Source organism: Streptomyces geranii, from assembly GCF_002954775.1.
GTDB classification, from domain to species: domain Bacteria; phylum Actinomycetota; class Actinomycetes; order Streptomycetales; family Streptomycetaceae; genus Streptomyces; species Streptomyces geranii.
This window is the reverse complement of sequence record NZ_PJME01000011.1, coordinates 178886-201914: the sequence shown is the minus strand read 5'-3', so window position 1 is coordinate 201914 and position 23029 is coordinate 178886. Positions and strand designations below refer to the sequence as shown.

General features: G+C 72.4%; 17 protein-coding genes. 16 read left to right on the top strand and 1 reads right to left on the bottom strand.

Annotated features, from left to right (window positions below; genetic code table 11):
• Positions 1 to 439 precede the first annotated feature (439 nt).
• The 7 genes from ssd to CW359_RS18055 all read left to right on the top strand — a co-directional run bounded on the left by ssd (position 440) and on the right by CW359_RS18055 (position 5579).
• Positions 440 to 1546: a septum site-determining protein Ssd gene (gene ssd, locus CW359_RS18085; RefSeq protein WP_105970970.1), complete on the top strand. Its 1107-nt coding sequence runs from the start codon at positions 440 to 442 to the stop codon at positions 1544 to 1546.
• Positions 1543 to 2751 carry a TadA family conjugal transfer-associated ATPase gene (locus CW359_RS18080; RefSeq protein WP_105970969.1) on the top strand — a complete coding sequence of 403 codons (1209 nt, stop codon included), beginning with the start codon at positions 1543 to 1545 and terminating at the stop codon, positions 2749 to 2751. The genes ssd and CW359_RS18080 overlap by 4 nt, the downstream gene beginning before the upstream one ends.
• A 20-nt stretch (positions 2752 to 2771) precedes the next feature.
• On the top strand, positions 2772 to 3617 hold the full coding sequence (locus CW359_RS18075; RefSeq protein WP_105971014.1) for a type II secretion system F family protein: 846 nt from the start codon (positions 2772 to 2774) through the stop codon (positions 3615 to 3617).
• 70 nt (positions 3618 to 3687) lie between these two features.
• Positions 3688 to 4479 carry a type II secretion system F family protein gene (locus CW359_RS18070; RefSeq protein ID WP_105970968.1) on the top strand — a complete coding sequence of 264 codons (792 nt, stop codon included), beginning with the start codon at positions 3688 to 3690 and terminating at the stop codon, positions 4477 to 4479.
• Between the two features lie 77 nt (positions 4480 to 4556).
• Positions 4557 to 4775, top strand: a complete 219-nt coding sequence (locus tag CW359_RS18065; RefSeq protein ID WP_105970967.1) for a DUF4244 domain-containing protein — start codon at positions 4557 to 4559, stop codon at positions 4773 to 4775.
• Positions 4762 to 5130, top strand: coding sequence for a TadE family type IV pilus minor pilin (locus CW359_RS18060; RefSeq protein ID WP_105970966.1), 369 nt, complete (start codon positions 4762 to 4764; stop codon positions 5128 to 5130). Before CW359_RS18065 ends, CW359_RS18060 begins: the two co-directional genes overlap by 14 nt.
• 95 nt (positions 5131 to 5225) lie before the next feature.
• Positions 5226 to 5579, top strand: a complete 354-nt coding sequence (locus CW359_RS18055; RefSeq protein WP_105971013.1) for an Rv3654c family TadE-like protein — start codon at positions 5226 to 5228, stop codon at positions 5577 to 5579.
• Positions 5580 to 5601: 22 nt separating this feature from the next.
• Here the strand turns inward: CW359_RS18055 and CW359_RS18050 are convergent, their stop codons facing one another.
• Positions 5602 to 8061 carry a DEAD/DEAH box helicase gene (locus CW359_RS18050; RefSeq protein ID WP_198655259.1) on the bottom strand — a complete coding sequence of 820 codons (2460 nt, stop codon included), beginning with the start codon at positions 8059 to 8061 and terminating at the stop codon, positions 5602 to 5604.
• An 80-nt stretch (positions 8062 to 8141) separates the two neighbouring features.
• On the opposite strand from CW359_RS18050, the gene bldG reads away from it, so the two are divergent.
• The 9 genes from bldG (at position 8142) to CW359_RS18005 (ending at position 22974) form a co-directional block, all read left to right on the top strand.
• Entirely contained in the window at positions 8142 to 8483 is a 342-nt protein-coding gene (gene bldG / locus CW359_RS18045; protein ID WP_005475923.1) for an anti-sigma factor antagonist BldG, read from the top strand.
• A gap of 128 nt (positions 8484 to 8611) precedes the next feature.
• Positions 8612 to 9046 carry an ATP-binding protein gene (locus CW359_RS18040; RefSeq protein WP_105970965.1) on the top strand — a complete coding sequence of 145 codons (435 nt, stop codon included), beginning with the start codon at positions 8612 to 8614 and terminating at the stop codon, positions 9044 to 9046.
• Between the two features lie 307 nt (positions 9047 to 9353).
• Positions 9354 to 11759, top strand: a complete 2406-nt coding sequence (locus tag CW359_RS18035) for a sodium-translocating pyrophosphatase (protein ID WP_105970964.1) — start codon at positions 9354 to 9356, stop codon at positions 11757 to 11759.
• Positions 11760 to 11954: 195 nt separating this feature from the next.
• Positions 11955 to 12551: a small secreted protein gene (locus CW359_RS18030; protein ID WP_105970963.1), complete on the top strand. Its 597-nt coding sequence runs from the start codon at positions 11955 to 11957 to the stop codon at positions 12549 to 12551.
• Positions 12552 to 12644: 93 nt separating this feature from the next.
• Entirely contained in the window at positions 12645 to 14168 is a 1524-nt protein-coding gene (locus CW359_RS18025) for a DUF7059 domain-containing protein (RefSeq protein ID WP_105970962.1), read from the top strand.
• 508 nt (positions 14169 to 14676) lie between these two features.
• Complete coding sequence (locus CW359_RS18020; protein ID WP_105970961.1) at positions 14677 to 14874, top strand: hypothetical protein; 198 nt, start codon at positions 14677 to 14679, stop codon at positions 14872 to 14874.
• A 268-nt stretch (positions 14875 to 15142) separates the two neighbouring features.
• Positions 15143 to 17989, top strand: a complete 2847-nt coding sequence (topA, locus tag CW359_RS18015) for a type I DNA topoisomerase (RefSeq protein WP_105970960.1) — start codon at positions 15143 to 15145, stop codon at positions 17987 to 17989.
• 219 nt (positions 17990 to 18208) lie between these two features.
• The gene (gene tmk, locus CW359_RS18010; protein WP_105970959.1) at positions 18209 to 21559 is read left to right on the top strand and encodes a dTMP kinase; all 3351 of its coding nucleotides are present in this window, start codon (positions 18209 to 18211) and stop codon (positions 21557 to 21559) included.
• Positions 21560 to 21768: 209 nt separating this feature from the next.
• Positions 21769 to 22974, top strand: a complete 1206-nt coding sequence (locus tag CW359_RS18005; RefSeq protein ID WP_105970958.1) for a DNA polymerase III subunit delta' — start codon at positions 21769 to 21771, stop codon at positions 22972 to 22974.
• Positions 22975 to 23029 lie beyond the last annotated feature (55 nt).

The window sequence follows — 23029 nt, the reverse complement described above, 5'->3', positions numbered from 1 at the left end:
CGTTCGCGACCGTGCTAACCCGGTCCGGCTCCTCCCCCCCCGAGTCGAACCGTGGGGACGACCCCCGCTCTCCCCCCCCCGGCGGGGGTCGTCGCATGTCCGGGTGGGTTTCTCTTTCTCCCCTCGCATCCCTTTCGCGGCCCTGGCGCCGTCCGAGGCGGCTTCGGCCGCCTCTTTCGCATGCCTGCGATCCGTCACTGTGCGTAGCTGAAGCGCTGCGCTGGGGGAAGTCGTCCAGGCGTCACCTGTGTGGGTGAGAGAGATATCCACAACCGCAGCACTGTCCACAGATTTCGATCAAGATCCACATGATTTCCGGGTTCGCCCCACCGTGATTCCAGCGCGTCCCGCTCGCGGCGAGTTCATGGCCGGTTCGGTTTGTCGAACGCGCTCGGCCGGGTTCTGTCGGCCGTTCATATAGCGAAGGGGGCCGGAAATCATGGCGGGAGCCATCACACACGACAACGATCAGCCCGCGGCCGAGGGGCGGCAGAGCGGACCGCTGATCGTCACCGAGGACGCCGGTCTGCTGGACGACCTGCTGCGCCTGTGCGCGGCGGCCGGAGCCACCCCCGAAGTGCACCACGGGGTGCCCGAGCGGGGCGGTGGCTGGGAGGCGGCGCCGCTCGTCCTGGTCGGCGACGACGCCGTACGCCGGGTGCGCGGCGCCGCTCGCAGGCGAGGGGTGGTGCTGGTCGGGCGGGACCAGGACGACTCCGGGGTCTGGCGGCGGGCCGTCGAGATCGGCGCCGACCACGTCCTGATGCTGCCCGACGGCGAACAGTGGCTCGTCGACCGGATCGCCGACGTCGCCGAGGGCGTCGGCAGGCCCGCGCTCACCGTCGGCGTCATCGGCGGCCGGGGCGGGGCCGGAGCGTCCACGCTGGCCTGCGCCCTCGCCGTCACCTCCGCGCGGGAGGGAGTGCGCACCCTGCTGGTGGACGCGGATCCGCTGGGCGGCGGACTCGACGTACTCCTGGGCGGTGAGACGGCCGACGGACTGCGCTGGCCCGCGTTCGCCGCCTCGCGCGGCCGGGTCGGCGGCGGCGCCCTGGAGGAGTCGCTGCCGAAACTGCACTCCCTGAGGGTGCTGAGCTGGGACCGCGGAGACTGCGTGGCCATCCCGCCCCAGGCCGTACGGGCGGTCCTCGCGGCGGCGAGAAGGCGCGGCGGGGCGGTTGTCGTCGACCTCCCTCGGCGCATCGACGACGGAGTCGCCGAGGTCCTCGCCCAGCTCGACGTCGGCCTCCTGGTCGTCCCCGGCGAGCTGCGGGCCGTCGCGGCGGCCGGCCGGGTGGCGTCCGCCGTCGGCATGGTCCTGCGCGACCTGCGGGTGGCCGTACGCGGGCCGTACACACCGGGCCTGGACGACCGCGAGGTGGCCCGGCTGCTCGACCTGCCCCTGGCGGGCGAGGTCCCCGTCGAATCGGCCCTGGCCCGCCCGCACGAGGGCAAGGCGCCACCGGGAGCCGCCCCGCGCGGACCCCTGGCCCGGTTCTGCACGGTGTTCTGGGAGCGCGCCCTGGCCGAGGCGGGTGGCGTATGAACGCCGTCCGCTGGGACGAGGGGCCGGGAGCGCCCGCCGGGCTGCTGGACGGCGTACGGCAGTGGCTGGCCGAGAGCGGCGCCGAGGCGACACCCGCGCGCGTGGCGCAGGCCCTGCGGGAGCAGGGGCGGGTGCTCGGGGACGCCGAAGTGCTGGGCGCCGCCGAGCGGTTGAGGTCCGAACTGGTCGGCACCGGCCCGCTGGAGCCGTTGCTCGCCGACCCGTCGGTCAGCGACGTCCTGGTGGCGGCGCCGGACCGGGTGTGGGTGGACCGGGGCGGCGGCCTGGAACTGACCGGCGTCTCCTTCCCGGACGCGGGCGCCGTACGACGGCTCGCGCAGCGCCTGGCGGCGGTGGCCGGGCGGCGGCTCGACGACGCCCGCCCCTGGGTCGACGCCCGGCTGCCCGACGGGACCCGGCTGCACGCGGTGCTGCCCCCGGTGGCCGTCGGCTGCACCTGTCTGTCGCTGCGGGTGGTACGGCCGCGGGCCTTCACCCTGGACGAGCTGACGGCCGCGGGGACGGTACCGCCGGGCGGCGACCGGGTGCTGCGGGCGCTGCTCGACGCCCGGCTGTCCTTCCTGATCAGCGGCGGCACGGGGTGTGGCAAGACAACTCTGCTGAGCGCGCTGCTGGGGCTGGTCGGCCCGGGTGAGCGGATCGTGCTGGCCGAGGACTCGGCCGAGCTGCGGCCCGACCATCCGCACGTCGTACGCCTGGAGACCAGACCCGCCAACCAGGAGGGCGCGGGCCTGGTCACCCTCCAGGACCTGGTGCGGCAGGCGTTGCGGATGCGGCCCGACCGGCTGGTCGTCGGCGAGGTCCGGGGCGCCGAGGCACTGGATCTGCTGGCCGCCCTCAACACGGGGCACGAAGGGGGCTGCGGGACGGTCCACGCGAACGCGGCGGCGGACGTACCGGCCCGGCTGGAGGCACTGGGGACGGCCGCCGGGCTCGACCGGGCCGCGCTGCACAGCCAGTTGGCGGCGGCGCTGTCGGTGGTCCTGCATCTCGTCCGCGACCGCGCCGGGCGGCGCCGGATCGCCGAGGTGCACGTCCTGGAGCGGGACCCGTCGGGGCTGGTGGTGACGGTGCCGGCGCTGCGGTGGGGCGAGGAGGCGTTCGCGTACGAGCGGGGATGGGAGCGGCTGCGGGGGCTGCTGCGCGCCGGAGGCGACAAGGGACAGGGGAGTGAGGGCGCGTGACCGGGACGGTCGAGCTGTCGATGGGGGCGGCCGGGGTGTGCGTAGGGGCGGTCTGCTGGCTGCTGGGCGGCCGGTATCCGGGGGCGCGGCGGGCGGAGCTGCTGCTCGCCGGGGGCGGGGCGGTGGGCGCCGGGCCGCCTCCGTGGGAACGGGCCGCCGGTGAACTGCGCAGACTGCGCGGGCGGTTGCGGGCCGAGTGGTGGGCGGTGGCCGTCGGCCTTGTGGTGGCGCTGCTGGGCGCCTCCGTGGTGCCGGCCCTCGCGGGCGCGGCCGGGGTGCCGCTGCTGCGCCGGGTCAGGCGGGCCGGTGAGCTGCGGCGGGCGCGGGAGCGGCGGGGCGACGAGGTGATCGCGCTGTGCGGGACGCTCGCCGGTGAGGTGCGGGCCGGACGGCAGCCGGGGGAGGCGCTGCTGCGGGCGGCACGCGACTCCGGCGGGCTCGGCGAGGCACAGGCGTCGGTGCTGGCGGCGGCGAGATTCGGCGGGGACGTCCCCGGGGCGCTCGCCGTGGCGGCCCGGCAACCGGGCGCGGAGGGCCTGTTGGGGCTCGCGGCGTGCTGGCGGGTGGCTGTGGACCAGGGCGCGGGCCTGGCGGCCGGACTGGACCGCCTCGAAGGCGCCCTGCGCGCCGACCGGGACCAACGTGCAGACCTGCGCGCCCAGTTGGCGGGCGCCCGCTCGACCGCGGTGATGCTCGCGGGCCTGCCGGTGCTGGGCCTGTTCCTGGGCACGGCCCTGGGCGCCGACCCCCTGCACGTCCTGCTGCACACCGGCGCCGGACTGGGCTGCCTGCTGGTCGGCGGGGTGCTGGAGGGCGTGGGGCTGTGGTGGGTGCTGCGGATCGTGCGGGGAGCGGAGGCGGTGTGAGGGCCGGGCGAGTGGATGACGGAGGTCGGGTCGGTACGGCCGTCGACCGTGGCGGGCGAAGGGAGCCGGCGTGAGTGCGGAGGTTTTCCACAGGCTGGGGGCGGTGGTTGCGGTCGCGCTGGCCCTGGGGTGGCTCCTGCGGTGGATCGAGACGGTGCGCGATGAGCGGAGGGTGCGCCGGAGGCTGGCCCGGCTGCTCGCGCTGGAGCGGGAACGGGCCTCGCTGGGGCGGCGGTTCGGCGCGCGGGACGCCGTACGGCGGTGGCTGCCCGTGGTGGGGGCGGTGAGCGCCGGGTGGGTGCTCGTCGGCGGTGCCGTGGGCGTCCTCGTGGGACTGGTCGCCGGGGTCGGGCTGTGGCGGTGGCGACTGCGGCAGGCGGCCGGTGGCGCCGCGGAGGAGGCCGACGCGGCCGAGGCGGCCCGGCAACTCCCGCTCGCGGCCGATCTGCTGGCGGCCTGTATCGCGGCCGGCGCCGGTCCGGTGATCGCCGCCCAGGCGGTGGGCGAGGCGCTGGCGGGACCGGTCGGCGAGGCGCTCGCACGGGGCGCGGCGGAGGTACGGCTGGGCGGCGAACCGGCCGAGGCCTGGCGGAGGTTGGCGTCGATACCGGGCGCCGGGCCTCTGGCGAGGCTGCTGGAGCGGGCCGACGAGTCGGGCGTACCCGCGGCCGGGCCCGTCGCCCGCCTCGCCGCCGACACCCGCGCCGAATGGGGACGCACGGCGACGGAACGGGCCCGGCGGGCGGCCGTCATGGCCACCGTCCCGGTGGGTCTGTGCTTCCTGCCCGCGTTCATCGCGGTCGGCGTACTGCCCGTGGTGATCGGGCTGGCGGACGGGCTGCTGGGCGGGGGTGGTGGGTGACGCGGGAGCAACGGGCGGGTCAGCAGTAGGTCATCGACATCAAGTCATCAACAGCACTGATATTTAAGGGAGTCGAGATGTTCGCAGTGGTACGGGAACGGGTGTGGGCGCTGGCGTTCAGGGCGCGGGCGGCGCTGGTGGCGCGCAGGGATGCCGGAATGGTCACGTCGGAATATGCCGTGGGCATCATCGCATCGGTGGCGTTCGCCGCCGTGCTCTACAAGGTGGTGACGAGCGGGCAGGTCAACTCGGAGTTGCAGGCCATCGTGAAGAAGGCCCTCGATGCCAAGATGTGAACGCCGGTGCGGCGACCGGGGGTTCGTGACCGCCGAGGCGGCTGTGGCGCTGCCCGTGCTGGTGCTGTTCTCGCTGGGCCTGGTCTGGGCGCTGCTCGTCGCCGCCGCGCAGATCCAGTGCGTGGACGCGGCCCGGGCCGGTGCCCGGGCCGCCGCCCGGCAGGACCCGCCCGGTGCCGTCGCCGAGGTGGCCCGTGGTGCGGCCCCGAGCGGGGCGGAGGTCGCCGTCAGCAGAGAGGGCGACCTGGTCCGGGTGAGGGTCGTGGCGCGGTCGCCGGGGATCGGTTCCCTTGCCGTCGATGTGACGCACGAGGCGGTGGCGTTGGCGGAGGAGACGGTGGGGGTGGGCTCGTGAGGTGCCGGGGAGGTGGACGGCTCGTCAGGGGTGTCGCCGGGCGCCTCGGCAGGGCTGTTGGCGGGTGGCTCGGTCGAGCCGGTACCGGGCGGTCGATCCGCTCCGACCGTGGCTCCGCGACCGTCTGGAGCGTCGGTGCCCTCGCCGTCCTCTGCGTGGTGTTCGGTGTCGTGCTCGCCATGGGGCAGGCCGCCGTGGCCCGGCACCGGGCCGCCGCCGGTGCGGATCTGGCGGCGCTCGCTGCGGCGGACCACTGGACGGAGGGCACCTCGGCGGCCTGTGCTCGGGCGGACCGGGTGGCGGCGGTCCAGGGCACGCGGCTCGTGCGGTGCGCGGTGGTGGGCGAGACGTCGGATCTGACGGTGATATCGGGAAGGGGGCTGTTCGCGGCGGAGGTCAGGTCGAGGGCGGGGCCACCGGGGCCACCCGGCGCCCTGGAACTGACCTGAGGCGAACCCGTACGGGCAGGCCTTAAGCCTTCTCCTCCGGTGCCCCCTGCAGCAGCACCGTCAGCAACCGCACCGCCCCCCGCTTGTGCAGCGGTTCGTTGCCGTTGCCGCACTTGGGGGACTGGACGCAGGACGGGCAGCCGGCTTCGCACTCGCAGGAGGCAATGGCCTGGCGGGTGGCCGTCAGCCAGGAGTGGGCCGTGTGGAAGGCGCGTTCTGCGAAGCCGGCGCCGCCCGGGTGGCCGTCGTACACGAAGACCGTCGGGAGGAGGGTGTCCGGGTGGAGCGGGACGGAGACGCCGCCGATGTCCCAGCGGTCGCAGGTCGCGAACAGGGGCAGCATGCCGATCGAGGCGTGTTCGGCGGCGTGCAGGGCGCCGCCGAGGATCTCCGGGTTGATGCGGGCGGCGTCGAGCTGGTCCTCGGTGACCGTCCACCACACGGCGCGGGTGCGCAGCGTACGCGGCGGGAGGTCGAGTTTCGTCTCGCCCATGACCTCGCCGGTCATGACCCGTCGGCGCAGGAAGGAGACGACCTGGTTGGTGACCTCGACGGAGCCGTAGCAGAGGCGGCCGTCGCCCCAGGGGATCTCGGTGTCGGTCTCCAGGACGGAGATGGCCGTCGTGTCGCGGGCGACCGTCGAATACGGCGGGCTCGCCTCCTCGACCAGGGCGACCGAGTCCTTCAGGTCGAGGGAGCGGACGAGATACGTACGGCCCTGGTGGAGGTGGACCGCGCCCTCGTGGACGGTCGTGTGCGCGGCGCCAGCGTCGACCGTGCCGAGGAGCCGTCCCGTGCCCTCCTCGACGATCTGGACCGGGTTCCCGCCACCGCCCCGGATGTCGGCCAGGTCGGCGGCCCGCTCGCGGCGGGTCCAGTGCCAGGCCTTCGTGCGGCGGCGCAGCAGCTTCGCGGCCTCCAACTGCGGGAGCAGGGCCGCCGTTTCGGGGCCGAAGAGGTCCAGGTCCTCCTCGGTCAGGGGGGATTCGGCCGCCGCCGCGCACAAGTGGGGGGCCAGCACGTAGGGGTTGTCCGGGTCGAGGACCGTCGACTCGACCGGCTGGTCGAAGAGGGCCTCCGGGTGGTGGACGAGGAAGGTGTCCAGGGGGTCGTCGCGGGCGACCAGGATCGCCAGCGCGCCCTGTCCGGCCCGTCCGGCGCGGCCAGCCTGCTGCCACAGGGAGGCGCGGGTGCCCGGGTAGCCGGCGATGACGACGGCGTCCAAACCCGAGACGTCGATGCCGAGTTCGAGGGCGGTGGTGGCGGCGAGGCCGAGGAGTTCGCCGGAGTGGAGCGCCTGTTCGAGGGCCCGGCGCTCCTCGGGTAGGTAGCCGCCGCGGTAGGCGGCCACACGGCGGGCCAGGGAGCGGTCGACCTCGGCGAGGCGTTCCTGGGCGATCACCGCGATCAGCTCGGCGCCGCGCCGGGAGCGTACGAAGGCCACCGTGCGCACGCCCTGGACGGCCAGGTCGGTCAGCAGGTCGGCCGTCTCCGCGGTGGCCGTACGGCGGACGGGTGCGCCCTTCTCGCCGTGCAGCTCGGTGAGCGGAGGCTCCCAGAGGGCGAACACCAGTTCACCGCGCGGTGAGGCGTCGTCGGCGACCTCGACCACCGGGAGGCCGGTCAGTCTGCGGGCGGCGACGGACGGCTCGGCGGCCGTGGCGGAGGCGAGCAGGAAGACGGGGGAGGCGCCATAGCGGGCGCACAGGCGGCGCAGCCGGCGCAGGACCTGGGCGACGTGGGAGCCGAAGACGCCCCGGTAGGTGTGGCACTCGTCGATGACGACGTACTTCAGCGACTTCAGGAAGGAGGACCAGCGGGGGTGGGACGGGAGTATCCCCCGGTGCAGCATGTCGGGGTTGGTCAGGACGTAGTTCGCGTACTGGCGGACCCACTCGCGCTCCTCGAAGGGGGTGTCGCCGTCGTACACGGCCGGTCGCACCGCGTTTCCCAATGGTTGTGAAAGTTCCTTCACCGAGCGTCGCTGGTCCGCCGCGAGGGCCTTGGTCGGGGCGAGGTACAGGGCGGTCGCCCCGCGGCCGTTCGGCGCCTCGGAGCCGTCCAGGAGGCCCGAGAGGACCGGTACCAGGTACGCGAGCGACTTGCCCGAGGCGGTGCCTGTGGCGACGATCACGCTGTCGCCGTCCAGGGCGTGCTCGGCCGCCAGTGCCTGGTGGGCCCAGGGGTGTTCGATACCGGCGGCCTGGACGGCCGCGACGACCTCGGCGCGAATCCGGTCCGGCCAGACGGCATGCCTCCCCGCACGTGGGGGCAAGTGCTCCGTATGAGTGATGCGCGAAGCCCGGCTCGGCCCCGAGGCGAGCCGGTCCAGGATCGTGCCCGGATCGGGCCGCGGGGCGGCGAAATTCGAGGGTCGATCGGATCGGTGAATATTGGCCATCGGCATCGAGTGTGTCACTGGCGTGACGGACAATGGGCCCAAGGCGTCGTGCACGCCCTGCGGTAAGTGATTGAATGCCATCGCGGCTGGCGAACCGTCCTGGGGACTCTGCCGAGGTGTCCCTTGGGATGACCGCTCGATAGCAAGGTGCTGGAGGATCCGTGGACCTGTCCCTGTCGACCCGTACCGTCGGCGATCGTACGGTCGTCGAGGTCGGTGGCGAAATCGACGTTTATACCGCGCCCAAGCTGCGTGAGCAGCTGGTCGAGCTGGTCAACGACGGGAGTTTCCACCTCGTCGTCGACATGGAGGGTGTCGACTTCCTCGACTCCACCGGGCTCGGCGTGCTGGTCGGTGGCCTGAAGCGCGTACGTGCCCATGAGGGCTCGCTGCGCCTGGTCTGCAACCAGGAGCGCATTCTGAAGATCTTCCGCATCACCGGTCTCACCAAGGTGTTCCCGATCCACACCTCGGTCGACGAAGCGGTGGCGGCCACCGACTGACGGCCGTTTGCCGGACGCGTGTGCGGTCACTCGTACACACGTCCGTGACGGAAGAAGTTAAACGACGGGGGTCCGGGTCTCGGCGACCCGGCCCCCCTGACCGCACGCCCGTATTCCGAGGGGGATGCATGGCCACCGTTGAACTCCGCTTCAGCGCGCTGCCCGAGCACGTCAGGACCGCCCGACTGGTGGCGGCAGCGGTGGCGCGCAGGGCCGGAGTGGACGAGGCCGTACTCGACGAGGTGCGACTCGCCGTCGGCGAGGCCTGCTCTCGTGCCGTCGGACTGCACCAGAGCGGTGGCATCTCGGAGCCGGTGCGGGTGACGCTGATCGAGGAGGAGAAGCAGTTCTCCATCGAGGTCGGCGACGAAGCGCCCCGATCCGCTCCCGGCGACAACGCTCCGGGTGCGGGCGGCGACGTGGACGTGGAGGCCGAGGAGGACGAGATGGGCCTCGCGGTCATCAGCGGCCTCGTCGACGACGTCGAGGTCACCGCGGGGGAGAACGGCGGATCCATCCGCATGAGCTGGCCAACCATGCCGCCGGTCACGCTCCTCCCCTGACACCCCGACGCCGTACACCTTGAGGGCCCTGCCGAGCAGGGCCCTTGGTGTTTTTGTCGGCGGTTTTCGGAATTCGTGAAGCTATTCACGATCCCTTCGTGAAGTCATTCACGATCATTCGCGCGACAATTCGATCAACCGACAATGCGCCTGCGGCATTACATCATCCGGGCCATTGGATCTTCCGCCGATCATTTGCTGAATAGCATGGGGCGATCTATTCCGTTTCCGCGTACTGTTTTGATCAGGTTCCGGTACCTACAATCCGTCCACATCTTGAGCTCAGCCCAAGCGTCAAGGAGGACGAATGGCGGGGCTTTCTACCCCTCATCGGTTCGATCAACCCACAACCTTCGCAGCCGCAGTACTGACCGACGACAACCGACTGCTCGTGATGGTCATCGGCGTCGTCGCCCTGGCGGCGCTCGTGGTCGCCGGGGTGCTGGTGCGCCAGGTGCTCGCGGCGGGCGAGGGCACCGACAGCATGAAGGAGATCGCGAAGGCGATCCAGGAAGGCGCGAACGCCTATCTGGCACGGCAGTTGCGCACGCTCGGCGTATTCGCCGTGATCGTTTTCTTCCTGCTGTTGCTGCTGCCCGCCGACGACTGGAATCAGCGCGCCGGACGGTCGGTGTTCTTCTTGATCGGCGCCGCGTTCTCGGCGGCCACCGGCTATATCGGCATGTGGCTCGCTGTGCGCAGTAATGTGCGGGTCGCCGCAGCCGCCAGGGAAGCGACTCCGGCGGAAGGCGAGCCGGAAAAGGATCTCACCGACGTCTCGCACAAAGCGATGAAGATCGCATTCCGTACGGGCGGTGTCGTCGGCATGTTCACGGTGGGCCTCGGCCTGCTGGGCGCCTCCTGCGTGGTGCTGGTGTATGCGGCCGACGCGCCCAAGGTGCTCGAAGGCTTCGGCCTCGGCGCGGCCCTCATCGCCATGTTCATGAGGGTCGGCGGCGGCATCTTCACCAAGGCCGCCGACGTCGGCGCCGACCTGGTCGGCAAGGTCGAGCAGGGCATCCCGGAGGACGACCCGCGCAACGCCGCGACCATCGCCGACAACGTGGGCGACAACGTCGGCGACTGCGCGGGCATGGCGGCCGACCTGTTCGAGTCGTACGCCGTGACGCTCGTCGCCGCCCTGATCCTCGGCAAGGCCGCCTTCGGGGACGCCGGGCTCGCCTTCCCGCTCCTGGTGCCCGCGATCGGCGTCCTCACGGCGATGATCGGCATCTTCGCGGTCGCGCCGAAGCGGTCCGACCGCAGTGGCATGACCGCGATCAACCGCGGCTTCTTCATCTCCGCGGTGATCTCGCTCGCACTCGTCGCCATCGCCGTCTTCGTCTATCTGCCGTCGTCGTACGCCGATCTGGACGGGGTCACCGACGCGGCGATCGCGGCCAAGGGCGGCGATCCGCGGGTCCTCGCGCTCCTCGCGGTGGCCATCGGCATCGTGCTCGCGGCCCTGATCCAGCAACTGACCGGCTACTTCACCGAGACCACCCGCCGACCCGTACGGGACATCGGCAAGAGCTCCCTCACCGGCGCGGCCACCGTCGTCCTCGCCGGTATCTCCATCGGGCTCGAATCGGCCGTCTACACCGCCCTGTTGATCGGCCTCGGCGTGTACGGGGCGTTCCTGCTCGGCGGTACGTCCATCATGCTGGCGCTGTTCGCGGTGGCCCTGGCCGGCACCGGCCTGCTCACCACGGTCGGCGTCATCGTCGCGATGGACACCTTCGGACCGGTCTCCGACAACGCCCAGGGCATCGCCGAGATGTCCGGCGACGTCGAGGGCGCGGGCGCACAGGTCCTCACCGACCTGGACGCCGTCGGCAACACCACCAAGGCCATCACCAAGGGCATCGCCATCGCCACGGCCGTCCTGGCCGCGTCGGCGCTCTTCGGGTCGTACCGCGACGCCATCACGACCGCGGCACGGGAGGTGGGCGAGAAGGTCGGCGAGGGCGGGCCGATGAACCTCGTGATGGACATCTCGCAGCCCAACAACCTGGTGGGGCTGATCGCCGGCGCGGCGGTCGTCTTCCTGTTCTCCGGGCTGGCCATCAACGCCGTCTCACGGTCGGCGGGTTCGGTCGTCTACGAGGTGCGGCGGCAGTTCCGCGAACACCCCGGGATCATGAACTACACCGAGAAACCCGAGTACGGACGCGTCGTCGACATCTGTACGAGGGACGCGCTCAGGGAACTCGCCACGCCCGGGCTGCTGGCCGTCCTGGCCCCCATCGCCATCGGGTTCACGCTCGGCGTCGGCGCGCTCGGCGCGTTCCTCGCGGGCGCCATCGGCACCGGCACGCTGATGGCGGTGTTCCTCGCCAACTCCGGTGGCGCGTGGGACAACGCGAAGAAACTGGTGGAGGACGGCCATCACGGCGGCAAGGGCAGCGAGGCCCACGCGGCGACCGTCATCGGTGACACGGTCGGCGACCCGTTCAAGGACACCGCGGGCCCGGCCATCAACCCGCTGCTGAAGGTGATGAACCTGGTCGCGCTTCTCATCGCGCCCGCGATCGTCAAGTTCAGCTACGGCGACGACGAGAACCTCGCCCTGCGCATCGTCATCGCGGTCCTGTCCATCGCGGTGATCGTGGGCGCGGTGTACGTGTCGAAGCGGCGCGGGGTCGCCGGGGACGACGAGGGGGAGGATGCCCAGCGGGAGGCCAAGTCGGCCGATCCTGCGGTGGTTTCGTAGCGGGGGCGGTCAGGAACCGGCCAACAAGCGGGCGGACGGCGCGTTTTGACGCGTCGTCCGCCCGCTTGGCATGGGTTGCACGGCATTTCCGTGACCCTTCTCTCTCTTGGTGCAAATGGCTGCAATAACACATCAAGCGGATGTCCGTCACCCTGATGTCGCCCAGTTGGCGTGTATGTTCCGGGGCCGAGAGCCATGGAAGGGACCAATCCGGTGAACAAGAAGCTCGCGGTCGCACTGTCCGGCGGTGCGGTACTGGTGCTCGCGCTGTCGGGATGCAGCAGCGACGACGGCAACGAGAAGCTGGATGCCTGGGCCAAGCAGGTGTGCGACGCGGTGAAACCGCAGGCGCAGAAGATCGAGGCCGCCAACGCCGCGATCCAGAAGGAGACCTCCGACAACAGCACCCCGGAGGCCGTCCAGAAGACCGACGCACAGGCCTTCCAGGACATGGCGGACGCCTACAAGGCGATCGGCGCCGCCGTGAACACCGCGGGCGCCCCCAATGTCGACGACGGCGAGACGAAGAAGACGAACGCCGTCAAGGAACTCAACGACATCGCGGCCTCCTACGCGGGCCTGAAGAAGCAGGTCGACGAACTCGACATCAAGAACCAGGCGAAGTTCGCCGACGGCCTCAAGGGCGTCGCCACCCAGCTGGACAAGCTCAGCCAGAGCGGCAACGACGCCCTGAAGGCCCTGGAGGAGGGCGACGTCGGCAAGGCGATGTCCGAGCAGCAGAGCTGCAAGTCGACGGCCGTGTCCCCCTCGGCGTCCTCCGCGGCCAGCTGACGGCCCGGGAGTTTTCCACAGGCGTACGGGGTGCCTGTGCGCGTCTGTCCACAGGCAGGCGCGGCGGAGCGGCGGGGCGGACACAATGGGGGCGTGAGTAACGCCAGCCTGCACGCCCTGCCCTCCGCCGACCGCCCCGACGTCGCCGAGCGACTCCGGGACGCCCTCCTCGCCGCCGACTTCACCGCCGACGGGCTGCTCGACCTGCTCGGTGCGCCCGCGTACGCCGCCCTGGCCCGCAGCGAGACCGTGCCGGCGCTCCGGGCGACCCGTGGCGACACGCCGCTGCAACTGCTCGTAAGACTGTTCCTGTTGCAGCAATCGGTGCCCCGCGCGCGCGTGACGGGCGTGCTGCCCGTGGACGACTGCCTGGCGAGCGGCTGGCTGGTCCCCGGGGACGACGGCGAAGTGACCGCCGCCGTCGATGTCCGGCCGTACGGCGGTCCTGACGGCGAGGACTGGTTCATCGTGTCCGACCTCGGGTGCGCGGTCGGCGGCGCCGGGGGCATCGGCAGCAAGGACGAGGGCGTGGTCCTCGGGGTCGGGGGCGCGTCCACGACCCTCGCCGGGATCACCGTCCGTACGCCGGTCGCCGCCGCGCTCGACCTCGGCACCGGCTCCGGGATCCAGGCCCTGCACGCCGCGCAGCACGCCACGCGCGTGACGGCGACCGACCTCAACCCCCGCGCCCTGCACATCACCGCGCTGACGCTCGCCCTGTCCGGCGCCCCGGCGGCCGAGCTGCGTGAGGGCTCGCTCTTCGAGCCGGTCCGCGCGGACGAGACGTACGACCTGATCGTCTCCAACCCGCCGTTCGTCATCTCGCCGGGCGCCCGCCTCACCTATCGGGACGGCGGGATGGGCGGGGACGATCTGTGCCGCACGCTCGTTCAGGAGGCGGGGGAGCGGCTGCGCGAGGGCGGGTTCGCACAGTTCCTCGCCAACTGGCAGCACGTGGAAGGGGAGGACTGGCAGGACAGACTCAGGTCCTGGGTGCCGCGCGGGTGCGACGCCTGGATCGTGCAGCGCGAGGTGCAGGACGTCACGCAGTACGCCGAGCTGTGGCTGCGCGACGCCGGTGACCACCGCTCGGACCCGGCGGAGTACCGGGCGCGGTACGACGCGTGGCTGGACGAGTTCGAGACGCGCAAGGTGAAGGCCGTCGGGTTCGGCTGGATCACGCTGCGGAGGACGGGGGCGGCCGAGCCCTCGATCACCGTGGAGGAGTGGCCGCACTCCGTCGAACAGCCGCTCGGGGACACCGTGCGGGCGCACTTCGAGCGCGTGGACTACCTGCGCGCGCACGACGACGCCGCGCTGCTCGCCGCCCACTTCAGACTGGCGGGCGAGATCGTGCAGGAGCAGGTCGGGCTGCCCGGCGCCGAGGACCCGGAGCACGTGGTGCTGCGACAGAACCGCGGGATGCGCCGGGCCACCAAGGTGGACACGGTCGGCGCCGGCTTCGCGGGCGTCTGCGACGGCACGCTGAGCGCCGGGCGGATCCTGGACGCCATTGCCCAGCTCGTCGGCGAGGACCCGGTGTCGCTGCGGGACCGGACGCCCGCGCAGATCCGGCTGCTGGTGGAGCTGGGGTTCCTGGAGCCGACGACCGGCTGAGAGCGCGCTCCGGGGCCGGTTCCGTCGCCGGTGGGGCGGTCGGCTACGTCGTGGCGACCATGGCGGTGGGGGGTGCCGCGGCCGGTACGGGTACGGCAGGTCGCGTACGCGTGGGCACTGCGGCGGTGGGAGGTACAGGGGCGGCGCGCGAGGCGCGGGGAAGCGCGCGGGCGGAGTGGGCGGGCCGCTCGCGGTGCCCGGGGTGCCGTAGGCGGTGCGGTGGGTGTGCGGCTGGCGCGGTTCGGGCGGCATATTCGCGCCGAGTTGGGCGGGCGGGCCGGGCGGGACACGAGTACCGGGTGTGAGATTCGCGGGCCGCGCGCCGCGACGGAACGTGGTCGTCCGGTCTGTTCGCGGGGGTGATCCGGGGGCGCTCGGCGGGTACTCACAGGGACGCGGGCGTTCAGTCCGCCGCGCGTTCACCCAGGGTTCGCGCGGACGCTTCCCGGGCGTGCGAGTCTCCCGGGTCCGGGGACTCCCGGGCGGCGGGAGAGGGGCGCGCAGAGGTATGGAGAGCGGACCGGCGATCTTCGTGGGAATGGTGTTCGCCCTGTTCGGGGGCGGGCTGCTGGTGTGGACCGCGGCCCGGGCACGGCACCGGGCGCCCGTCGCCCTCGGTGTGAACCCCGTCGCATCGGCGGCCCTCGCGACCGTCGTCGCACTGGTCGCCCTCGGGGTCGGCGCATGGAGCTTCACCCAGCTGTGAGGCGGGCGGGAAGCCTGCGCACGGCCCGTACGGCGGGGGTGTCGCCGGTAACCAGAAGGTCACCCTCCGGATAGGCGCGAACGGGCAGGTCGACACTCCGGGCGGCAGGAATGGCGGTAGTCGGGTTACCGTTCGAGTGGCCGTTGCGGGCTTTTCCCGTTTGACACGGGGGCGGGATGTACCGTCACACTCCGCAGCGTCAGCATGACCCGACCCCGGGAGCAAGGCCGGGGGAGACCCCGAGTGTCGACCGGAGAGAAGAGCGAAGTTGTCCCCGACCAGCGAGACCGCAAAGGGAGGCCGCCGACTCGTCATCGTCGAGTCGCCTGCCAAGGCGAAGACGATCAAGGGCTATCTCGGCCCCGGATACGTCGTCGAGGCGAGCGTCGGGCACATCCGCGACCTCCCCAACGGCGCCGCCGAGGTGCCCGATCAGTACACCGGCGAGGTGCGCCGCCTCGGTGTGGACGTCGAACACGACTTCCAGCCGATCTACGTGGTCAACGCGGACAAGCGGGCCCAGGTCAAGAAGCTCAAGGACCTGCTGAAGGACTCCGATGAACTCTTCCTCGCCACCGATGAGGACCGCGAGGGCGAGGCCATCGCGTGGCACCTCCAGGAGGTCCTGAAGCCCAAGGTCCCGGTCAAGCGGATGGTCTTCCACGAGATCACCAAGGCCGCGATCCAGGCCGCCGTCGCCAACCCGCGCGAGCTGAACCAGAAGCTCGTCGACGCCCAGGAGACCCGCCGCATCCTCGACCGCCTCTACGGCTACGAGGTCTCGCCGGTCCTCTGGAAGAAGGTCATGCCGAAACTGTCGGCCGGCCGGGTCCAGTCGGTCGCGACACGACTTGTGGTGGAACGGGAACGCGAGCGCATCGCTTTCCGTTCTGCTGAGTACTGGGACCTGACGGGGACCTTCGCGACCGGCCGCGCGGGGGACTCGTCGGACCCGTCGTCGCTGGTCGCCCGTCTCACGGCCGTCGACGGCAGGCGGGTCGCGCAGGGCCGCGACTTCGACTCCCTGGGACAACTCAAGAGCGCGAACACCCTCCACATCGACGAGGCGAACGCCCGCGCCCTCGCCGCCGCCCTGGAGAACACCAGCTTCGCCGTCCGCTCGGTCGAGTCGAAGCCGTACCGCCGCTCGCCGTACGCCCCCTTCCGTACGACGACACTCCAGCAGGAGGCCAGCCGCAAGCTGGGCTTCGGCGCGAAGGCGACCATGCAGGTGGCGCAGAAGCTGTACGAGAACGGCTTCATCACCTATATGCGTACGGACTCCACGACCCTGTCGGACACGGCGATCTCCGCCGCCCGTGCCCAGGTCACCCAGCTGTACGGCGCCGACTACCTGCCCTCGTCCCCGCGGACGTACGCCGGGAAGGTCAAGAACGCGCAGGAGGCGCACGAGGCGATCCGCCCGTCGGGTGATCGTTTCCGCACCCCCGCCGAGACCGGTCTGACCGGCGACCAGTTCCGGCTCTACGAACTGATCTGGATGCGGACGGTCGCCTCCCAGATGAAGGACGCGGTCGGCAACTCGGTCACCGTGAAGATCGCGGGCACCTCCGCCGACGGCCGGGACGCCGAGTTCAGCGCCTCCGGCAAGACGATCACCTTCCACGGCTTCCTGAAGGCGTACGTCGAGGGCGCCGACGACCCGAACGCCGAGCTGGACGACCGCGAGAAGCGGCTGCCGCAGGTGAACGAGGGCGACGCCCTGTCCGCCGAGGAGATCACGGTCGACGGGCACGCCACCAAGCCCCCGGCCCGCTACACCGAGGCCTCGCTGGTCAAGGAGCTGGAAGAGCGCGAGATCGGCCGCCCGTCGACGTACGCCTCGATCATCGGCACGATCCTCGACCGCGGCTATGTCTTCAAGAAGGGCACGGCCCTGGTGCCGTCCTTCCTGTCCTTCGCCGTGGTCAACCTCCTGGAGAAGCACTTCGGGCGGCTCGTCGACTACGACTTCACCGCCCGCATGGAGGACGACCTCGACCGCATCGCCCGCGGCGAGGCCCAGTCCGTGCCGTGGCTGAAGCGGTTCTACTTCGGCGAGGGCGCCAAGGGCGTCCCCGCGGTCGGCGGCGCGGCCGAGGCGGGCAACGGCGACGGGGACCATCTCGGCGGTCTCAAGGAGCTGGTGACCGACCTGGGCGCGATCGACGCCCGCGAGGTGTCGTCGTTCCCGGTGGGCAACGACATCGTGCTGCGCGTCGGGCGCTACGGCCCCTACATCGAGCGCGGCGAGAAGGACTCCGAGAACCACCAGCGCGCGGACGTCCCCGAGGACCTCGCTCCCGACGAGCTGTCGATCGAACTCTCGGAGGAGCTGCTCGCCAAGCCGAGCGGCGACTTCGAGCTGGGCGCCGACCCCGAGTCCGGCCACCAGATCATCGCCAGGGACGGCCGCTACGGCCCGTACGTCACCGAGGTGCTCCCCGAGGGCACGCCGAAGACCGGCAAGAACGCCGTGAAGCCGCGTACGGCCTCGCTGTTCAAGTCGATGTCCCTGGACACGGTGACCCTGGCGGACGCGCTCAAGCTGATGTCCCTGCCCAGGGTCGTCGGCAAGGACGCCGAAGGCGTGGAGATCACCGCGCAGAACGGCCGCTACGGCCCGTACCTGAAGAAGGGCACGGACTCGCGGTCGCTGCAGACCGAGGACCAGCTCTTCACGATCACCCTCGAAGAGTCGCTGGAGATCTACTCCCAGCCCAAGCAGCGTGGCCGGGCCGCCGCCAAGCCGCCGCTGAAGGAACTGGGCACGGACCCGGTCAGCGGAAAGCCCGTGGTCGTCAAGGACGGCCGCTTCGGGCCGTACGTCACCGACGGGGAGAGCAACGCGACCCTGCGCTCCGGCGACAGCGTCGAGGAGATCACCCCGGAGCGCGGCTACGAGCTGCTCGCCGAGAAGCGCGCCAAGTCGCCGGTCAAGAAGACCGCGAAGAAGGCACCGGCGAAGAAGGCCCCCGCCAAGAAGGCTGCGACGACGAAGACCGCCGCCGCCAAGAAGACGACGGCCGCCAAGACGACCACCGCGAAGAAGACGGTAGCCAAGAAGGCTCCGGCCAAGAAGGCGACCGCGGCGCGGGTCACGGTCGACGAGTAGGCGGACGGTCGACGAGTGGTCCGCGGGCGGCGACGGCAGCGATGCGGTCGCCGCCCGCGGACGGCGACCGCGGGGGTGCGCCCGACTCCGGTGTCCCGCCTTCACCGGGCCTTCGCACCGGCTTCGTAAAACAACCGCCTTATCACCATCAGGTGTCGGGGCGGTCGCGCCTGTGGACGGCCACTTCGGGCTGTCGGTGGCTGCCGATAGGCTGAAAGCATGACGCCAGCAGAGCAGCCAACGGCCATTCCCCAGGCCCCCGACGACGCGTTGGTCGCGGACTCCCGCGAACGCGCCGTCCGCGCCCTGCTGCGCCGGCCCCAGCTGAAGCGGCTGTGGAGCGCGCAGCTGGTGGGCGGTGTCGGCGACGCGCTCGCGCTGCTGGTCGTGGTGGTGCTGGTCCTTCAGGCGGCCATCGCGGAGGGCTCGTTCGGCGGCGGGTACCGCGGTGTGGCGCTCGCCGTGACGGCCGTCTTCGGGGCGCGGATTCTGGCCACGCTGCTCTTCGGCGCCGTCCTGCTCGGCCCGCTGACGTCGCTCACCTCCCAGGAGGGCCCGCTCGACCGCCGCTGGACCATGGTCGGCGCCGACGGGCTGCGCGCCGTACTCATGATCATCGCGCCCCTGTGGATCGACTGGACGCCGGAGAACGCCCTCGCCGTCCTCCTGGTCACCGCCTTCGTGAGCGGTGTCGCCGAGCGGTTCTGGACGGTGTGCCGGGAGAGCGCGGCGCCCGCGCTGCTGCCCACGCCTCCCCCGGAGGGGGCGACGGTCCGCCCGCTGCCGGACCACATGGACGCCCTGCGGCGCCTGTCCCTGCGTACGACCTTCGTCGCGCTGCCCCTCGCGGGCGCCGCGCTCGTCGTTGCCGCGCTGGTCAACAACCTGCTGGGCACCGGGATCGAGTGGTTCGGCGTGCACCAGGCGGCCTTCGGGTCGTACGTCGCCGCCGGGCTGTTCGCCGCCTCGCTGTCCGTCCTCACCGCCCTCGAACTGCCCGACGCCCGCACCCCGCGCGCGCGGTCACCGCTCGAAGGCCTGCGCCGCCCCAAGTCCGGCACGGCTCCCGAGACGGGCCGTACGGGCGCGATCCCGCTGCTCGTACTGGCCTGCGCGGCCGTCTCCGGCGCGGTCGCGGCGGCCGTCTCCGTGGCCGTGCTGCACGCCAAGGACCTGGGCGGCGGACCGGTGACGTACGGGCTGCTGGTCCTCGCGCTGACCGGCGGCACGGTCGTCGGCATCCGTACGGCACCGAAGGTGCTGGTGTCGCTGTCGCGGCGCCGGCTGCTCGCGCTGGCCCTCGCCTTCACCGGGGTCGCGCTGCTCGCCGCCGGGCTGGTCCCGGACGTGACGACGGTGCTGCTGATCGTCGCCCTCGCGGGCATCGGCGCGGGCGTCGCCGCCAACACCGGGCACACGCTGCTCGACCAGGAGACCGAGGACCAGCGGCGTACGCGGCTTACGGAGCATCTGCACGCGGTCGTACGGGTGTCCGTGGCGCTGGCCGCGCTGATCGCGCCCCTGGTGGCCGCCCTCATCGGGCCGCATCGGCTGGAGAGCGGCAAGTTCGTGTTCGCGCACGGGGGCGCGGCGTTCACGCTGATGCTGGTGGGCGCGCTGCTGCTGCCGGTGGCCGCGCTGGTCCTCGCCAAGGCCGACGACCGGTCCGGCGTACCGCTGCGGCACGACCTGCGGGACGCGGTGCGCGGCGGCGACGACCCCGTGCAGGCACCCGCGTCGAACGGTTTCTTCATCGCCCTGGAGGGCGGCGACGGCGCCGGCAAGTCGACGCAGGCGAAGGCGCTCGCCGAGTGGATAAGGGCCAAGGGCCACGAGGTCGTGGTCACGCGCGAGCCCGGGGCGACCCCGGTGGGCAAGCGGCTGCGGTCGATACTGCTGGACGTGTCGAGCGCCGGACTGTCGCACCGCGCGGAGGCGCTGCTGTACGCGGCGGACCGCGCGGAGCACGTCGACACGGTCGTACGGCCCGCTCTGGAGCGGGGCGCGATCGTCATCTCCGACCGCTACATCGACTCGTCGGTGGCCTACCAGGGCGCGGGCCGGGACCTGTCCCCGACGGAGATCGCGCGGATCTCGCGCTGGGCGACGGATGGCCTGGTGCCGCATCTGACCGTCCTGCTGGACGTCTCCCCGGAGGCCGCGCGGGAGCGGTTCACCGAGGCGCCGGACCGGCTGGAGTCGGAGCCGGCCGAGTTCCACGAGCGCGTGCGCTCCGGTTTCCTCACGCTGGCCGCCGCCGACCCCGGCCGCTACCTGATCGTGGACGCGGCCCAGGAGCCCGAGGCGGTCACGACGGTCGTCCGGCACCGGCTCGACCTGATGCTGCCCCTCTCCGAGGCCGAGGTGAAGGCCCAGGAGGAGGCCCGCAAGGCGGCCGAGGAGGAGGCCAGGCGCAAGGCGGAGGAAGAGGCCGCGCGCAAGGCCGAGGAGGAGCGCCTCGAACGCGAACGCCAGGAGACGCTGGCCCGGCTGCGCGCCGAGGAGGAGGAGCGCAAGCGCCGCGAGCTGGAGGAGGCGCAGCGCCGCGAGGCCGAACGCCAGGCCGAGGAGGCCCGGCAGCGGGCCGAGGACGCGCGTCGGCGTGCCGAGGAGGAGCGGGTGCGGCTGCTGGCGGAGGAGAAGTCCCGCGCCGAGGCCGAGGCCCGCCGCAAGGCCGACGAGGACCGCCGACGCAAGCAGGCCGAGGAGGAGGCGCGGCTGCACGCGGAGGCGGAGGAACGACGGCTGGAGAAGCAGCGGAAGGCCGAGGAGGCGCTGGTCCGGGCCGAGGCCGAGCGGCGGCGGGCGGCGGAGGCGGTGGAGGCCGCGGAGCGGAAGCGGGTTGCTGAGGCGGCGGCTGCGGCTTCGGCCGCCGCGGCGGCTGCTTCCGCGGCTGCGGCAGCTTCGGCGGCTGCAGAGGCAGAGGCAGAGGTGGCTGAGGCGGCGGGGGCTTCTGGGGCCGGTGGGGGAGCTTCAGGTGCGGGTTCGGCTGGCGCTGCGGGGGCCGGTGGGGCTGGTGGTGAGCGGTCGCGTGGGTCTGATTCTGAGGTGACCGCGAAGCTGCAGAAGCCTTCGGTGCCCTTGGGGGCTGCCGATGAGACCGCGGTGCTGCCTTCGGTTCGCTCGGGTGCGGCGGACGAGACGGCTGTGCTGCGTCCTGTGGTGCCGGGTGCGGCGGACGAGACGGCTGTGCTGCCGCCGGTTCCCTCGGGTGCCGCCGATGACACGGCTGTGCTGCCGCCCGTGGTGCCGGGTGCCGCCGACGAGACCGCGGTGCTTCCTCCCGTACGGGAGGACGGTGCGGGTCGGCGGGACAGCGGGCCCGCGGATCGGGTGCCGCCCGGGTTCTTCCGGGACGAGCGGGCGGACGGGCAGGCCGGGGCGGGTGAGGACCGCACGCGGGAGTTGCCCCAGGTCGATGCCGACGGTGCTCCGCGCCGCCGTCCGCGTTCTGACTGGGCGGAGGAGACTCCGCTGGACGATCTGCCCACGCTGGCCGACGAGTTGCTCGGTCCGCGTGTGGACGACGAACGGGACGAGGGGCGGGGGCGGGGCGGGCGGCGTCGCTGAGGGGCTGTGCGTCGTTGGGGGGCTGTGTTTGGGGGCGACGGCTGTGATGCGGGTTGGCGGGGCGAGAGCCTGCGTGGTCGGTGACGAGGGCTTGTGCGGGTTGCTGGTGGAGCCCGTTGTCAGTGGTGGCCCGCACAATGGGATTCGCGGGGCAAGCCGTGACGAAACGGCTTGACGGTTTGACCGTGTGACGGAAGGGCGGTGTTCCCATGCCGGTGTGGGACGACCTGGTGGGTCAGGCGAAGGTGAGCGCGCAGCTGGAGGCCGCCGCGCGGGATGCCGACGCCCTGGTCACGGCCGTCGCCGCGAGAGAGCCGCTGCCCGAGGCGTCGAAGATGACGCACGCCTGGCTCTTCACCGGCCCGCCCGGCTCGGGCCGCTCCACGGCGGCCCGCGCCTTCGCCGCCGCGCTCCAGTGCGTGAGCCCCGACCGCGCCCTCGGCGGAATCCCCGGCTGCGGGTTCTGCGACGGCTGCCACACCAGCCTGGTGGGCACGCACGCGGACGTGCAGATCGTCCGCACCGACCTTCTCTCCATCGGCGTCAAGGAGACCCGCGACCTGGTGCGGCGCGCTCAGCTGTCGCCGGCCGTCGGACGCTGGCAGGTCATCGTCCTGGAGGACGCCGACCGCCTCACCGAGGGCGCGGGCAATGTCCTGCTCAAGGCCGTCGAGGAGCCCGCGCCGCGCACGGTGTGGCTGCTGTGCGCCCCGTCCATCGAGGACGTGCTGCCCACGATCCGCTCCCGCTGCCGTCTCCTCACGCTGCGCACCCCTCCGGTGGAGGCGGTCGCCGACATCCTCATCCGGCGGGACGGCATCGAGCCGGACGTCGCGCACACCGTGGCCAGGGCGACCCAGGGCCACATCGGACGCGCCCGGCGGCTGGCCACGGACCCGCGGGCCCGTGAGCGCCGGGCCGCCGTGCTCAAGCTGCCGCTCCGGGTGGCGGACGTCGGCGGCTGTCTCAAGGCGGCCCAGGAGCTGATCGACGCGGCCTCGGAGGACGCCAAGCAGCTCGCCGAGGGGGTGGACGTGAAGGAGACGGAGGAGCTGAAGCAGGCGATGGGCGCGGTGCAGGGCGGCCGGATGCCGCGTGGCACGGCGGGTGTGATGAAGGACCTTGAGGACCGGCAGAAGCGCCGCAGAACGCGTACGCAGCGCGACACCCTGGACCTGGCCCTGATCGACCTCACCGGCTTCTACCGAGACGTACTCGCACTCCAGCTGGGCAGTCGCCTGGCCATCGCCAACGCGGAGGCCGAGGACGCGCTGGAACGCCTGGCCCGGGCCGGCTCGCCCGAGTCGACGCTCCGCCGTATCGACGCGATCGCCGCGTGCCGGGAGGCCCTGGACCGCAATGTGGCACCGCTGCTGGCGGTGGAGGCGATGACGCTGGCGCTGAGAGCGGGCTGAGGAACGTCGGCTGCAGCGGGTGCAGGCAGGCGTGGGCGTGGGTGCGAGCGTGGGT